The following is a 12873-nucleotide window of genomic DNA, read 5'->3' as shown; positions in this document are numbered from 1 at the left end:
TTAAGTCGTCGGCAGCGTCAGTTGTGTATAAGAGACAGAGCCACAGCATGCCGGCGCGTGACGCCGCCCCTTCGGGGCGCTCACGCCGCCAGGCGCAACCGTCAGCTGAAGGAGTCGCCGCAGGCGCAGGAGCCCGTGGCGTTGGGGTTGTCGATCGTGAAGCCCTGCTTCTCGATGGTGTCGACGAAGTCGATCGACGCGCCGCCCAGGTAGGGCGCGCTCATGCGGTCGGTGACGACCTTGACGCCGTCGAAGTCCTTGACGACGTCGCCGTCGAGCGAGCGCTCGTCGAAGAAGAGCTGGTAGCGCAGACCGGAACATCCGCCGGGCTGGACCGCCACGCGGAGCGCGAGGTCGTCACGCCCCTCCTGCTCGAGCAGGCTCCTGACCTTCGCCACGGCCGCGTCGGAAACGAGGATGCCGTCCTCGACGGTCTTTTCCGTTACGGACATCTGCGTATCTCCCGGGTAGTACGGAATGCTCTGGCAGCGTGCTGCAACAGACGCCCGCTCCGATCTATTCCGGCTTCGGCGCGCCCATATGCCTTTTCTCTCTGTCTCATGCTCGCACACCCCGCCGCGACGCGGAACGCGTCACACTGACGCTATCGGTGTCGTCAGACTGACGCGAAAGGAGTTATGATCCATCGCGTCAATACGACGATAAAGGAAGGGTGCGTGCCATGAACACCGCCCAGACGCTGGGAGTCGAGCCCACTCCCCTCGCCCTTCTGCTGCTCGGCCGGGACGCCGACCCAGCGAGCGAGCGTGGCGTCGACTGCCCTGGGGACCTGCCGGCGCCGTCCGACCCTGACCTGGTGGAGCGGGCCCGCGCCGCCAAGGCCCGGCTCGGCGACCGCGTCTTCGTGCTCGGCCACCACTACCAGCGCGACGAGGTCATCCAGTTCGCCGACGTCACCGGCGACTCGTTCAAGCTGGCCAGGGACGCGGCCGCCAGGCCCGAGGCCGAGTACATCGTCTTCTGCGGCGTGCACTTCATGGCCGAGTCGGCCGACATCCTCACCTCGGACGCGCAGTCGGTCGTGCTGCCCGACCTGGCCGCCGGCTGCTCGATGGCGGACATGGCGACCGGCGAGCAGGTCGCCGAGGCGTGGGACGTGCTCACCGAGGCCGGCGTGGCCGCCGACACCGTGCCGGTGACGTACATGAACTCCTCGGCCGACATCAAGGCGTTCACCGGCCGGCACGGCGGCACCGTCTGCACCTCGTCCAACGCCCGCCGCGCCCTGGAGTGGGCGTTCGGGCAGCGGCCCGAGGGCGCGGGCAAGGTGCTCTTCCTGCCCGACCAGCACCTGGGCCGCAACACCGCCGTCCGGGACCTCGGCATGTCGCTCGACGACTGCGTCGTCTACAACCCGCACCGGCCGAACGGCGGGCTCACCGCCGACCAGCTGCGCCGGGCCAGGATGATCCTGTGGCGTGGGCACTGCTCGGTGCACGGCCGGTTCTCGCTCGACTCGGTCGAGGAGGTCAGGGCCCGGATACCGGGCGTCCAGGTGCTGGTGCACCCCGAGTGCAAGCACGAGGTGGTGGCGGCGGCCGACCACGTGGGCTCGACCGAGCACATCATCCGGATGCTGGACGCGGCCCCGGCCGGCAGCAAGTGGGCCGTGGGCACCGAGCTCAACCTGGTGCGGCGGCTCGCCAACCGCTACGCGCCCGAGGGCAAGGAGATCGTCTTCCTCGACCGCACGATCTGCTTCTGCTCCACCATGAACCGGATCGACCTGCCGCACCTGGTGTGGGCGCTCGAGTCGCTGGCCGACGGCCGGGTGGTCAACCGGATCCAGGTGGACCCGGAGACCGAGCACTTCGCCAAGCTCGCGCTGGAGCGCATGCTGGCACTGCCGTAGGCCCGGTGGAGCAGCACGTCCGACGCCCGGCGGGACAGGACCCGCGCCGCCGGGCCAGGATGGGGTCATGCTGTTGCGCCAGGTACGTGACACCCGCGCCGACGCCGAGGCCGTGCGACAGGTGGTGCTGGCCGCGCGGGGCGAGGCCGAGGGGTACTGGTCGCCGCCGCGCACCGCGCGCTTCCACCGCAGGGTCAGACACCTGGCGGACACCGACCCCGGCGGCTGCTGGCTGGCCGAGGACACCGCCGGGCGTCCCGTCGGCGCGGCGCTGGCCAGCAGGCGCGAGGGCCTGTGGGGCCTCTCGCTGCTGGTCGTGGACCCCCGGGCGCGCGGCAAGGGCGTGGGCACCGCGCTGCTGCGCCGGGCCATGACGCACGCCAGGGGCGCGCTGCGCGGGATGATCTGCGGCAACGGCGACCCGCTGGCGGCCCGGGTGCACCGGGCCGCCGGATTCACCCTCCACCCGGTGATGCGGATGACCGGCCCGGTGGACGCGTCGCGGCTCGCCGCGCCGGACGGTCCCGCGATCGAGGGCGGCCCGGCGCACCTCGACCTGATGGACTCGGTGGACCGCAGGCTGCGCGGCGGCGCGCACGGCCCCGACCACCGGGAGCTGCTGCTGCACTGCCGGGTGGTGGTGGCGGACGACCTCGGCGGCAGCGGCTACTGCTACCTGGACGACGACGGCACCGTCGAGCTGCTCGCGGCCACCTCGCGGCGGATCGCGGTACGGCTGCTGGCCTCGGCGCTGCTGAGCCGGCCGCCGGGCGGGACGGCCACTGTGCCGCGGCTGACGGCGGAGCAGGAGTGGGCGGTGGACGTGGGGCTCGCGGCCGGGCTCGAACTGGCCCCCGACGGCTACCTGTGCCTGCGGGGGATGCGCCCGCCGGCCCCGTACATCCCGTCCGCCATGTTCCTGTGAGGCGGCGGCCCCGGGAGGCCGCTCAGGCGGAGCGCGGCCGCACCAGGCCCGTCTCGTAGGCGGTGACCACGAGCTGGGCGCGGTCGCGCGCCGAGAGCTTGGTCAGCAGCCGGTTGATGTGGGTCTTCACCGTCAGCGGGCTGACCGAGAGCCGCCCCGCGATCTCGTCGTTGGACAGGCCGCCGGCCACCTCGACGAGCACCTCGCGCTCGCGGGCCGTGAGCACGTCGAGGACGCGGTCGTCCACCGGCTCGCTCCCGTCGGACTGGGCGAGGAAGCGGGCGATCAGCCCGCGGGTGGCGGCGGGCGAGAGCAGCGACTCGCCGGCCGCGGCCAGCCGGATGGCGCTCAGCAGCTCGGCCGGTTCCGCGCCCTTGCCGAGGAAGCCGGAGGCGCCCGCCCGCAGCGCCTGCACCACGTAGTCGTCGGACTCGAAGGTGGTCAGGATCACTACCCGCACCCCGGCCAGCGCGGGATCGGCGCTGATGGCGCGCGTGGCGGCCAGGCCGTCCACGCCGGGCATCCTGATGTCCATCAGCACCACGTCGGCGCCGGCCTCGCGGATCACCCGCAGCGCCTCGGCGCCGTCCGACGCCTCCCCGGTGACGGTCATGTCCGGGTCCGAGTCCACCAGGACCCGGAACGCGCTCCGCAGCAGCGCCTGGTCGTCCGCCAGCACCACCCTGATCACAGCACCACCCTGTTCAGCTCACCCATCAGGCGGGACTCACCCGCACCAGCCGGCCCTGCGGGCCGCCGGCTCGCCGGCCTCCGGCTCCGCCGCCCTCGGCGGGTTGAGCGGCAGCGTGACCCGGACCCGGAAGCCGCCGCCGTCCCGCGGCCCGGTCTCGCACGTGCCGCCGAGCGCCACGGCACGCTCCCGCATGCCGGTGAGGCCGTGGCCGCTGCCCAGGGAGCCGTTCAGCGCGGCGGCCGGGGCGGCGCCGACGCGCTCGGGGACGGGGCCGTCGTCCTCGACGACGATGTCCAGGACCGGGTCGACGGCCACCCCGCGGCGCACGATGCGGACCCTGGCGCTCGACTCGGCTCCGGCGTGCTTGTGCACGTTGGTCAGCGCCTCCTGCACCACCCGGTAGGCGGCCAGGTCGACGGCGGACGGCAGCGACGCCTCCGCCGCCGGGGCGTGCACGGCCACCGACATGCCGGCCCTGGTGAAGCCGTCCACCAGCTCCTCGAGCACGGCCAGGCCCCTGGCCGGCTCGGTGGGCGCGATCGGCTCGTCCTGCTGGCGCAGCAGCCCCACCGTGCTCTGCAGCTCGCCGAGGGCGCGCCGGCTGGCCTGCCTGATGTGGCCGAGCGCCTCCTTGGCCTGGTCGGGCCGGGTGTCCATGACGTGTGCCGCGACCCCCGCCTGCACGTTGACCAGGGCGATGTGGTGGGCGACGACGTCGTGCAGCTCGCGGGCGATCCGCAGCCGCTCCTCGGCCACCCGCCGCCTGGCCTCCTCCTCGCGGGTGCGCTCGGCGCGCTCGGCCCGCTCCCTGATGGCGTCCACGATGGCGCGCCTGGTGCGCACCGCCTCGCCGAGCGTGGCGGCCAGGCCGAGCCAGGCGACGGTGCCCAGGTTCTCCGAGGTGTACCAGGGCTGGGCGCCGAGCAGCATGGTCACGGGGATGAAGGCGGCGACGGTGACCGCGGCGACCCGGAAGGTGGTGTGCCGGTCGGTGCGCATCGCGACCGTGAAGACGGCGATCACCACCGTCATGGCCAGGGAGGCGTGCCGCTCGCTCGGCGGGTGCGACTGCGTGCCGAGCAGCAGCTCGAGCACGCTGATCGCGCTGACCAGAGCCAGCACGGTCATGGGCGCGCGGCGCCTGGCGACCAGCGCGGCGCAGGCCAGCATCGTCAGCACCACCGTGTGGGCCGGCAGCTCGCGCTTGCCGAAGCCGGGGGTGCCGCCGGCGGACATGGTCACGGACGCGACGATCACCACCACGAACACGGCCGCGGCGATCAGCGCGTCCAGTGCCAGGGGGTGCACCCGCAGCCACTGTCGGGCGCCGGCGCCTTGCTCGGGATTCACGATGGCGGAGTGGTCAGTCGGGGATGAGGCCGTCTTCGGTGAGCATGGCCCGCACCTCGTCGATGGACGCGTCTGGTGCGGGCAGGATCAGCTCCGAGGGCTCGAGGGCGTCGTCCGGCAGGGGCGTGCCGAGGGTCCTGACGGCCGCGAGTAGGGCGCCGAGGGTGCGCCGGAAGCCCTCCGGGTCGCCGGACTCGACCTCGTCGAGCAACTCGTCGTCGAGCTTGTTCAACTCGGGGAAGTGGCTGTCGTCCAACCGCACCTGCCCCTCCCCCATGATCCGCACGATCATGTTGCCCTCCGGCCGTCTCGTAGGGGGTGGTCACCGCCGGGTAGCGGTCACTGCTTGTCGAGCCTCGGGGAGCGCTGCTCCTCCTGACGCTCCTCGACGCCGGAGCCGCCCTCGATGGCCTGGCGCCCGGCGGAACTGCCGCCGGCAAGCTCGGCCTTCATGCGCTCCAGCTCGAACTCGACGTCCGCGTTGCCTGAGATCCGGTCGAGCTCGGCCGTGAGGTCGTCCTTGGAGGAGCCGGACGCGTCGTCCAGGGCGCCGGAGGCCAGCAGCTCGTCGATGGCGCCGGCGCGGGCCTGGAGCTGGGCCGTCTTGTCCTCGGCGCGCTGGATGGCAAGGCCGACGTCGCCCATCTCCTCGGAGATGCCGGAGAACGCCTCGCCGATCCTGGTCTGCGCCTGGGCCGCCGTGTAGGTGGCCTTGATCGTCTCCTTGCGGGTGCGGAACGCGTCCACCTTGGCCTGGAGCCGCTGGGCCGCCAGGGTGAGCTTGTTCTCCTCGTTCTGCAGCGTCTCGTGCTGCTGCTGGAGGTCGGCGATCTGCTGCTGGAGCCCGGAGCGCCTGGTCAGCGCCTCGCGGGCCAGGTCCTCCCGACCCAGCGCCAGCGCCTTCCTGCCCTGCTCCTCCAGCTTGCCGGACTGGCCGTTGAGCTGGTTCAGCTGGAGCTCGAGCCGCTTGCGCGAGGTGGCCACGTCCGCGACGCCGCGCCGCACCTTCTGCAGCAGCTCCAGCTGCTTCTGGTACGAGTAGTCGAGCGTCTCGCGCGGATCCTCGGCCCGGTCAAGGGCCTTGTTGGCTTTCGCGCGGAAGATCATCCCCATCCGCTTCATCACACCGCTCATGGGCCTCGCGCGCCCCCTTCATACCGGGCTCGAACCTGTGACCATCCTGCTGATCCCCTACTACCCTACGGGTCGCCCCTCCATTAGCGCATCGCTCGGCCGCGAATGGCTCCTACCTCAGAACGATTACGCAGGGCGTCCGCATACACCCCACGTTCTGGCCGGCGGCGCCGGTCTGAGGCGTCCTGAAGCGTCCGTTGCGTGATCGTGCCGGGCGGCCGGGGTCGTCCCGCCGGGCGAGACCGTAGGCTTGGAGTCGTGTTCCGAAGCCGTTCGAAAGAAGACCAGGCCCGCTCCGCCGAAGCCGAGCGGGAAGAGCCCAGGGGCCGCGACCCGCAGGCGCCCAAGGGACGCCCCACGCCGAAGCGCAGCGAGGCCGAGGCGCTGCGGCGTGCCGTCGTCAAGCCGCCGACCAACCGCAAGGAGGCGGCGAGGCGTGCCAGGGAGCAGCGCCGGACGGCGATGAACAAGCAGCGCGAGGCCCTGCTCTCCGGTGACGAGCGGCACCTGCCGGCCCGGGACCGCGGCCCCGTGCGGCGGTTCGTGCGGGACTTCGTGGACGCCAAGTGGCACGTGGCGGAGTACTTCCTGCCCATCGCGGTGCTGATCCTGGTGCTGAGCATGCTGCCGTCGCTCGCGGCGCGGAACATCGCGCTGCTGCTGTGGCTGGCGGTCATCGTGATGATCGTGTTCGACTCGGTGCTGCTCTCGCGCCGGCTGAAGAAGCAGCTGCGGGACCGCTTCCCCGGCGAGAACCTGCGCGGCACCACGGCCTACGCCCTGATGCGCACCATGCAGATGCGCCGGATGCGGCTGCCGAGGCCCCAGATCAAGCGCGGCGAGGAGCCCCGCCGCTAGGGCCTGTCCGGCCCTGTCCGGCCGACACTCGAACGGCGGTCGCCGCTCGCGGGGCGCGTGGGCGGCGGCCAGACTGCCGTTGTGAGAGGGCGCACGGACTCCCGAGACCCGCGAGCGACCGCGTGGACGGCCGCCGGCTGCGCGGCGGCGCTGCTGCTGGCCGGCGGCTGCACCGGCGACTCCTCGTCGGCGGCCGAGGATCCCCCCGTCCCGCACGCCATCCCTGGCGACCTGGAGGCCGCCTACCAGGACGTGGTGCGGGACGCGCTGCCGTCCGTCGTGCAGATCACCACCGAGGACGGCCTCGGCTCGGGCGTGCTCTACGACGACTCGGGCCACATCGTGACCAACGCGCACGTGGTGGGCCAGGGCCGGGAGTTCGAGGTGCTGCTCGCCACCAGCCAGACGCCGCTCAGCGCCCGCCTGGTGTCGTCCTACCCGCCGCAGGACCTGGCGGTGATCGAGCTGACCGACCCGCCCGACGGGCTGCGGCCCGCCGACTTCGGCGACTCCTCACGCGTGGAGGTCGGCCAGATCGTCCTCGCGATGGGGAACCCGCTCGGCCTCTCGTCCAGCGTCACCCAGGGCATCGTCTCGGCCGTCGGCCGCTCGGTGAGCGAGGGCGAGGGCCAGACGACGCTCGGCAACATGGTGCAGACCTCGGCCGCCATCAACCCGGGCAACAGCGGGGGCGCGCTGGTCGACCTGTCGGGCGACGTCATCGGCATCCCCACGCTGGCCGCCAGGGACCCGGGGCTCGGCGGCGGCCAGGCCCCCGGCATCGGCTTCGCGATCCCCGCCGCCACCGTGACCTCCCTGGCCGACCAGATGATCGAGCACGGCCGGGTCGTGGACTCGGGGCGCGCCGCGCTCGGCGTCTCGGTGCGCACCGTGCTCGGCGACGGCTTCGAGCCGGCCGGCGCCGCGCTCGTCGACGTCGCCGAGGGCGGCCCCGCAGACCGGGCCGGGCTGCGCCCGGGCGACGTGCTCGTGAAACTGGGCTCCGAGCCGATCACCGACGTGGTGTCGCTCACCGAGGCGCTGGCCTCGCACCAGCCGGACGACACCGTGCGGGTCCGCTACGCGCGGGACGGCGAGCGGAGGTCCGCCGAGGTCACGCTGGGCGAGGCCTGAGCGCCCGGCTCCCGGTAGGGCCCGGCCCGCGTCACTCGTCCAACGCCGAGTGCAGGCTCATCGGTCCGTAGATCTCGCGGCCGTCCTCGAGGAGCGTCACCTGGTCCACGCCCTCGTCGAGCAACTCGCCCCAGATCTCCCCGATCCACGACTCCGCGTCGCCCTGGGTCCCGAAGTCGCCCGGGTCCTGGGAGGGCTCCGTCGTCGTGCCGTCCGCCTTCTCGAACCGCCACTCCCACGCCATGTCCGCCTCCTGATGAACCACCCGGCCGCGACTTCCTGCTCGCAGAGTAGATCACCGGCCCGTCCCGCGGGGCACACCCGCGCACATCAGCCGTCGAGCCGGGCGGATCCGAGAGGATCAGGCCATGGACGCCACCCTGCTCGGCACCGGTGCCCCCGCCGGCCTCCCCCGCCCCGGCTGCCCGTGCGCCGGCTGCGCCCGCGCGCTCGGCGAGGACGTCAGAACGGCGGCCTCGCTCCTGGTCGACGGGGTCCTGCTGCTCGACCTGACGCCGGGCGTCGCGCTGGCCGCGGCCCGGGCCGGGCGGTCGCTCGCCGGGGTGCGGCAGGTGCTGCTGACCCACCCGCACGACGGTCCGGCGCTCGAGTTCCCGCCGGGTCTGCCCGGCCCGGTGCGGCTGCCGGACGGCCGGGAGCTGACGCTGCTCAGCGGCCACCGGGTCACCGCCGTCGCCATGGACACCCCCGGCACGGGCTACGCGGTGACAGGACCGGACGGCGGCCGGCTGCTCTATCTGCCGCCGGGCGGCGCCCCCGCAGGACTGGCCGGCGCCGCCCCCTACGACCTGTGCGTGCTCGACGTGGTGGGCCGGCCGGACGCGCTGGCCAGGCTGCGCGCGGCCGGCGCCGTGGCGCTGACCACGGACGTGGTCGCGGTGCACCTGGACCACGACGTGCCGCCGGGCGCCGAGCTCCGCAGACGGCTCGCCGCGGCCGGCGCGCGTGCGGTGCCCGACGGTGGCGCGCTGCTGGTGGGCGACTTCCGGGAGGTGCCGGAACCCCCGCGCCGCACCCTGGTGTTGGGCGGCGCGCGGTCCGGCAAGTCGGCCGAGGCCGAGCGGCGTCTCGCGTCCTTCCCCGACGTCGTCTACGCGGCCACCGGTGGGGAGCGTGCCGACGACCCCGAGTGGCGGGCCCGGGTGGCGGAGCACCGGGAGCGGCGGCCGGCGGGCTGGACCACGGTGGAGACCCGCGATCTGGTGCCGCTGCTGGAACTCCGGGACGGGCCGCCGCTGTTGATCGACTGCCTCGCCCTGTGGCTGACGGACGCCATGGACACGGTGGGCGCCTGGGAAGGCCGCGGCACGCGGGCGCTCGGCGACCGGACGGCGGCGCTGGTCGCCGCGGTCAGGGCGACGCGGCGCCGGGTGGTGCTGGTGAGCAACGAGGTCGGCTCGGGCGTGGTGCCCGCCACCCGGGCCGGCCGCCGCTTCCGCGACGAGCTCGGCCGGCTCAACGCGGCGGTGGCCGCCGAGTGCGAACAGGTGCTGCTGATGACGGCCGGTTGTGCGCTGGCGCTGCGCGGCTGAGCCACGCGCGGGGGCGCGAGAGCCGGAGCGCTACTCTCGTGTGCCATGAGTGACGGCGGTGTGAACCTCGGCGGCGTGAACCTCGATGACTTCGGCGATCTCATCGAGCGGCCGAGTGCCAGGCTCCGGCGGCAGGCTGAGGAGCGGCGGGCGCGGATCGGCGTGCCGCCCAAGGCACTTGGCCGGCTCGACGAGATCGGCGCCTGGCTGGCCGCCGCCCAGGGCCGGGTGCCGGTGACCGCCGTCGAGCGGCCCAGGGCGGTGCTGTTCGCCGGCGACCACGGGGTGGCCTCGATGGGCGTCTCGGCCCGCCCGGCCGGCGGCGCCACGGACCTGGTGCGGGAGGCGCTGAACGGCACGAGCCCGGCCGCCGTGCTGGCCCGCCAGGCCGGCGTCCCGCTGCGCGTCGTCGACCTGTCGCTCGACTGCCCGGCCGACGAACTCCCCGAGGACGTCAGCCGGTACCGGGTGCGGCGCGGCTCGGGGCGGCTCGACATCGAGGACACGCTCACCGAGGAGGAGACCGAGCGGGCGTTCCGCGCCGGCGTCGCCATCGCCGACGAGGAGGCCGACTCGGGCACCGACCTGCTGGTGCTCGGCGACATCTCGGTGGGCGGCACGACCGCCGCCGGCGTGCTGATCGCCGCCATGTGCGGCACGGACGCCTCGGTGGTGACCGGCAGGGGCGGGCAGCGCATCGACGACCTGACGTGGATGCGGAAGTGCGCGGCCGTCAGGGACGGCCTGCGGCGGGCCAGGCCGGTGCTCGGCGACCAGCTGCGGCTCCTCGGCGCCGTCGCCGGCGCCGACCTGACGGCGATGACGGGCTTCCTGCTGCAGTGCGCGGTCCGGCGCACGCCGGTGGTCCTCGACGGGGTCGTCTCGGCGGCGTGCGCGCTGGTGGGCCAGCGGATCGCCTTCCGGGCCCCCGACTGGTGGCTGGCCGGCCAGGCCAGCGGGGAGCCGGGGCAGGCCAAGGCGTTGGATCGCATGGCCATGGAGCCGCTGCTCGACCAGGGCGTGACGGTCGGCGAGGGCGCGGGCGCGCTCCTCGCCCTCCCCCTGATCCGCGCCGCCGCGTCCCTGGCGGCCGAACTCCCGGAGACCGGCTCCCCCGCAGGGCGCGACTGACGGCCGGCGCGGCACGGCGTGCCGGCGTCGGGTCAGGCGAGGGCGGCCGTGGACTTCCGGATGACGAGGCGGGCGCCCACCCGCAGCGCGCGCGTCGCCTCGCCGCCGCGTGCCGCGCCGGGCCCGATGCGGCGCAGCAGCTGCTCGGCGGCCAACTCCCCCATGTCGGAGGCGGCGTTGTCGACGATGGTCAGCGGTGGGTGCCAGTAGGCGAAGAACGGCGCCTCCTCGTGGCAGACCAGGGACAGCTCGTCCGGCACCCGGATCCCGAACCGCACCAGCGCGCCGAGCAGCCCGAAGGTCGCCTCGTGGTTGGCGCTGTAGAGGGCGGTGGGGCGCGGGCGCCCCGTGCCGCCGTCCATCAGCCTGGCCACGGCCTGGTCTCCGAAGGGCACCTCGTAGGGGCCGCGCAGCACCGACTCGGGGTCGGGCTCGAGGCCCCGTTCCGCGAGGGCCTGGACGAAGCCCGCGAACCGCTCGCGCCCGGAGTCCACCGAGGCGGGGCCGCCGACGAAGGCGACGCGCCGGTGGCCGAGCTCCAGTAGGTGCCGGGTGGCGAGCACCGCCCCCTCCCGGTCGGCGGCCATGACGGCGTCGCCCGGCGCGCCCTCGGGCGACCTGATCAGGTTCACCACGGGGATGCCGGCCGCCTCCACGCTCGTGAGCAGGTCGGTGTTCTCGCCCGTGCCGATGATGATCAGCCCGTCCACCCGGTGGTCGAGCAGCGCCTCGAGGTAGCGCCGCTCCCTGGCCGGATCGGCCTCGGTGATGCACAGCAGCACCTGGTACCCGAGTTCGTCGAGACGCCGGTGGACCACCGAGGTGATGGCGTGGAAGGACGCGTTGACGAGGTTGGTCACGACGAGGCCCACCAGGTTGCTGCGCCGGGTGCGCAGCCCGCTGGCGATCCGGTTGGCCCGGTAGCCGAGCCGCTCGGCGGCGGCCAGCACGGCGCGCCTGGCCCGGGCGCTGACCCGTGGTGAGCCGCTCAGCACCCGGGAAGCCGTGCTCTTGGACACGCCGGCGGCGTCCGCCACCTCGTCCAGAGTGACCGCCATCGCGTCCCCCGATCATGAAATCGATCCCACACATCAGTTCGCCGCCATCCGGCGACCCCCCTCATCATGCCAGAGGGCAGACGTTTCGAGGCAGTAAATAAGCTGTTTCTCCGGGCTTTTCCCCTGCCTGAAGGGGTTGACGAGCGGATCCGGCAGGGCAGAGCGTGTGTGCAATCGATCCCACAACCCCTGCAGGAGGCCGCCGATGAACCGCGATGACGTCGCCTGGCGTGGCTACTGGCCGGCCGCCCCCACGCCGTTCACCGCGGACGGCGCCCTCGACGAGGCCGGCTGGCGCGCCCTGCTGCGCCTCTACGCCGCCCAGGGCGTGCACGGCGTGCTGGTCAACGGCACCACAGGCGAGTGGTTCGCGCAGACCCCGGCCGAGCGGCGCCGGGTGGCGGAGATCGCCGTGGCGGAACTCGGCGGCCGGATCCCGGTGGTGATCGGCTGCGGCGCGTTCACCGCCGCCGAGTGCGCCGAGTTCGGGGAGCACGCGCGTGCCATCGGGGCCGACGGCGTCCTCACCACACCGCCGCCCTACGTGCATCCGAGCCAGGCCGAGATCCTGGACTTCTACCGGCGGGTCACCGACGCCGTCGACCTGCCCCTCATGGTCTACAACTGGCCGCGCGGCACCGCCGTCGACATCACCGTGGCCACCGCGGAGCGCCTCGCCGACCTCCCCAACGTCGTGGCGATCAAGGACAGTTCGGGCGACGAGTTGAAGGTCGCCCGCACCTGCGAGGCCCTGGCCGGCTCGGTTCGGGTCTTCGGGCGCTTCATCCACCGCCGGGGCATGGCCGTGATGGCCGAGTTCGGCGGCGACGGGAACATCGACGGCGGCGGCCTCGGCGCGCCCTTCGCCGTGCCCTTCTACGCGGCCTTCTGGGCCGGCGACCTCACCGCCGCCCGAGCCTGGTCGGCCCGCTACGAACGGCTGGTCGAGCTGCTGGTCAAGCCCGACTACAGCGCCAGGTTCGCCTCCCCCACCGCCCAGCTCAAGGCCGCGATGGGGCTGCTCGGCCAACCTGGCGGCCACGTGCGCCCACCCCTGCTGCCGCTCGACGACCCGACGCTCCTCGCCCGTCTCGCGGCCGCCCTGGCCGAAGCCGGCCTGACCGAGACCGAAGCGCCCCACTCCCCGGCGCCCGCCGCCTGAC

14 protein-coding genes are annotated in these 12873 nt (G+C 73.9%); 7 read left to right on the top strand and 7 right to left on the bottom strand.

Annotated features, from left to right (window positions below):
- Nucleotides 1-101 precede the first annotated feature (101 nt).
- On the bottom strand, nucleotides 102-452 hold the full coding sequence (locus E1265_RS23505; RefSeq protein ID WP_132932989.1) for an iron-sulfur cluster assembly accessory protein: 351 nt from the start codon (nucleotides 450-452) through the stop codon (nucleotides 102-104).
- 230 nt (nucleotides 453-682) lie between these two features.
- Here E1265_RS23505 and nadA point away from each other — a divergent pair, with 230 nt between their 5' ends.
- Together nadA and E1265_RS23495 are read left to right on the top strand one after the other, a co-directional pair.
- Nucleotides 683-1873: a quinolinate synthase NadA gene (gene nadA, locus E1265_RS23500; RefSeq protein WP_132932988.1), complete on the top strand. Its 1191-nt coding sequence runs from the start codon at nucleotides 683-685 to the stop codon at nucleotides 1871-1873.
- Between the two features lie 67 nt (nucleotides 1874-1940).
- Nucleotides 1941-2798, top strand: coding sequence for a GNAT family N-acetyltransferase (locus E1265_RS23495; protein ID WP_132932987.1), 858 nt, complete (start codon nucleotides 1941-1943; stop codon nucleotides 2796-2798).
- A gap of 22 nt (nucleotides 2799-2820) precedes the next feature.
- On the opposite strand, the gene E1265_RS23490 is transcribed toward E1265_RS23495, so the two are convergent.
- From E1265_RS23490 to E1265_RS23475, 4 genes are read right to left on the bottom strand one after another with little or no spacing between them, the layout of a single operon-like run.
- On the bottom strand, nucleotides 2821-3489 hold the full coding sequence (locus E1265_RS23490) for a response regulator transcription factor (protein WP_132932986.1): 669 nt from the start codon (nucleotides 3487-3489) through the stop codon (nucleotides 2821-2823).
- Nucleotides 3490-3525: 36 nt separating this feature from the next.
- The gene (locus E1265_RS23485; protein WP_243741051.1) at nucleotides 3526-4842 is read right to left on the bottom strand and encodes a histidine kinase; all 1317 of its coding nucleotides are present in this window, start codon (nucleotides 4840-4842) and stop codon (nucleotides 3526-3528) included.
- A 13-nt stretch (nucleotides 4843-4855) separates the two neighbouring features.
- The gene (locus tag E1265_RS23480) at nucleotides 4856-5134 is read right to left on the bottom strand and encodes a hypothetical protein (RefSeq protein ID WP_132932985.1); all 279 of its coding nucleotides are present in this window, start codon (nucleotides 5132-5134) and stop codon (nucleotides 4856-4858) included.
- A 47-nt stretch (nucleotides 5135-5181) separates the two neighbouring features.
- Entirely contained in the window at nucleotides 5182-5976 is a 795-nt protein-coding gene (locus E1265_RS23475; RefSeq protein ID WP_132932984.1) for a PspA/IM30 family protein, read from the bottom strand.
- Between the two features lie 258 nt (nucleotides 5977-6234).
- Between E1265_RS23475 and E1265_RS23470 the strand changes: the two genes are divergently transcribed.
- Complete coding sequence (locus tag E1265_RS23470) at nucleotides 6235-6834, top strand: DUF3043 domain-containing protein (RefSeq protein ID WP_132932983.1); 600 nt, start codon at nucleotides 6235-6237, stop codon at nucleotides 6832-6834.
- A gap of 81 nt (nucleotides 6835-6915) precedes the next feature.
- Nucleotides 6916-7968 carry a trypsin-like peptidase domain-containing protein gene (locus E1265_RS23465; protein ID WP_243741050.1) on the top strand — a complete coding sequence of 351 codons (1053 nt, stop codon included), beginning with the start codon at nucleotides 6916-6918 and terminating at the stop codon, nucleotides 7966-7968.
- A 31-nt stretch (nucleotides 7969-7999) separates the two neighbouring features.
- Here E1265_RS23465 and E1265_RS23460 read toward each other — a convergent pair whose 3' ends face one another.
- Nucleotides 8000-8212, bottom strand: coding sequence for a hypothetical protein (locus E1265_RS23460; protein ID WP_132932981.1), 213 nt, complete (start codon nucleotides 8210-8212; stop codon nucleotides 8000-8002).
- 124 nt (nucleotides 8213-8336) lie between these two features.
- Here E1265_RS23460 and E1265_RS23455 point away from each other — a divergent pair, with 124 nt between their 5' ends.
- Both E1265_RS23455 and E1265_RS23450 read left to right on the top strand, forming a co-directional pair.
- Nucleotides 8337-9521 (top strand): bifunctional adenosylcobinamide kinase/adenosylcobinamide-phosphate guanylyltransferase, encoded by a 1185-nt coding sequence (locus tag E1265_RS23455; protein WP_132932980.1) that lies wholly within the window; start codon nucleotides 8337-8339, stop codon nucleotides 9519-9521.
- Nucleotides 9522-9566: 45 nt separating this feature from the next.
- Nucleotides 9567-10652: a nicotinate-nucleotide--dimethylbenzimidazole phosphoribosyltransferase gene (locus E1265_RS23450; protein ID WP_132932979.1), complete on the top strand. Its 1086-nt coding sequence runs from the start codon at nucleotides 9567-9569 to the stop codon at nucleotides 10650-10652.
- A gap of 32 nt (nucleotides 10653-10684) precedes the next feature.
- On the opposite strand, the gene E1265_RS23445 is transcribed toward E1265_RS23450, so the two are convergent.
- Nucleotides 10685-11710, bottom strand: coding sequence for a LacI family DNA-binding transcriptional regulator (locus E1265_RS23445; protein ID WP_132932978.1), 1026 nt, complete (start codon nucleotides 11708-11710; stop codon nucleotides 10685-10687).
- A gap of 205 nt (nucleotides 11711-11915) precedes the next feature.
- Between E1265_RS23445 and E1265_RS23440 the strand changes: the two genes are divergently transcribed.
- Nucleotides 11916-12872 (top strand): dihydrodipicolinate synthase family protein, encoded by a 957-nt coding sequence (locus tag E1265_RS23440; RefSeq protein ID WP_132932977.1) that lies wholly within the window; start codon nucleotides 11916-11918, stop codon nucleotides 12870-12872.
- The last annotated feature ends 1 nt before the right edge of the window (nucleotide 12873 follow it).

The organism is Streptomyces sp. 8K308, from assembly GCF_004348315.1.
Taxonomy (GTDB): domain Bacteria; phylum Actinomycetota; class Actinomycetes; order Streptomycetales; family Streptomycetaceae; genus Streptomyces.
Note: the sequence above shows the minus strand (reverse complement) of the source record. Positions and strands in the feature narration are given on the sequence as shown.

Excerpts from the sequence above, each read along its gene's own strand:
- E1265_RS23505 (WP_132932989.1), bottom strand. The coding sequence starts at position 452 with ATGTCCGTAACGGAAAAGACCGTCGAGGACGGCATCCTCGTTTCCGAC.
- nadA (WP_132932988.1), top strand. The coding sequence starts at position 683 with ATGAACACCGCCCAGACGCTGGGAGTCGAGCCCACTCCCCTCGCCCTT.
- E1265_RS23495 (WP_132932987.1), top strand. The coding sequence starts at position 1,941 with ATGCTGTTGCGCCAGGTACGTGACACCCGCGCCGACGCCGAGGCCGTG.
- E1265_RS23480 (WP_132932985.1), bottom strand. The coding sequence starts at position 5,134 with ATGATCGTGCGGATCATGGGGGAGGGGCAGGTGCGGTTGGACGACAGC.
- E1265_RS23475 (WP_132932984.1), bottom strand. The coding sequence starts at position 5,976 with ATGAGCGGTGTGATGAAGCGGATGGGGATGATCTTCCGCGCGAAAGCC.
- E1265_RS23460 (WP_132932981.1), bottom strand. The coding sequence starts at position 8,212 with ATGGCGTGGGAGTGGCGGTTCGAGAAGGCGGACGGCACGACGACGGAG.
- E1265_RS23455 (WP_132932980.1), top strand. The coding sequence starts at position 8,337 with ATGGACGCCACCCTGCTCGGCACCGGTGCCCCCGCCGGCCTCCCCCGC.
- E1265_RS23450 (WP_132932979.1), top strand. The coding sequence starts at position 9,567 with ATGAGTGACGGCGGTGTGAACCTCGGCGGCGTGAACCTCGATGACTTC.
- E1265_RS23445 (WP_132932978.1), bottom strand. The coding sequence starts at position 11,710 with ATGGCGGTCACTCTGGACGAGGTGGCGGACGCCGCCGGCGTGTCCAAG.
- E1265_RS23440 (WP_132932977.1), top strand. The coding sequence starts at position 11,916 with ATGAACCGCGATGACGTCGCCTGGCGTGGCTACTGGCCGGCCGCCCCC.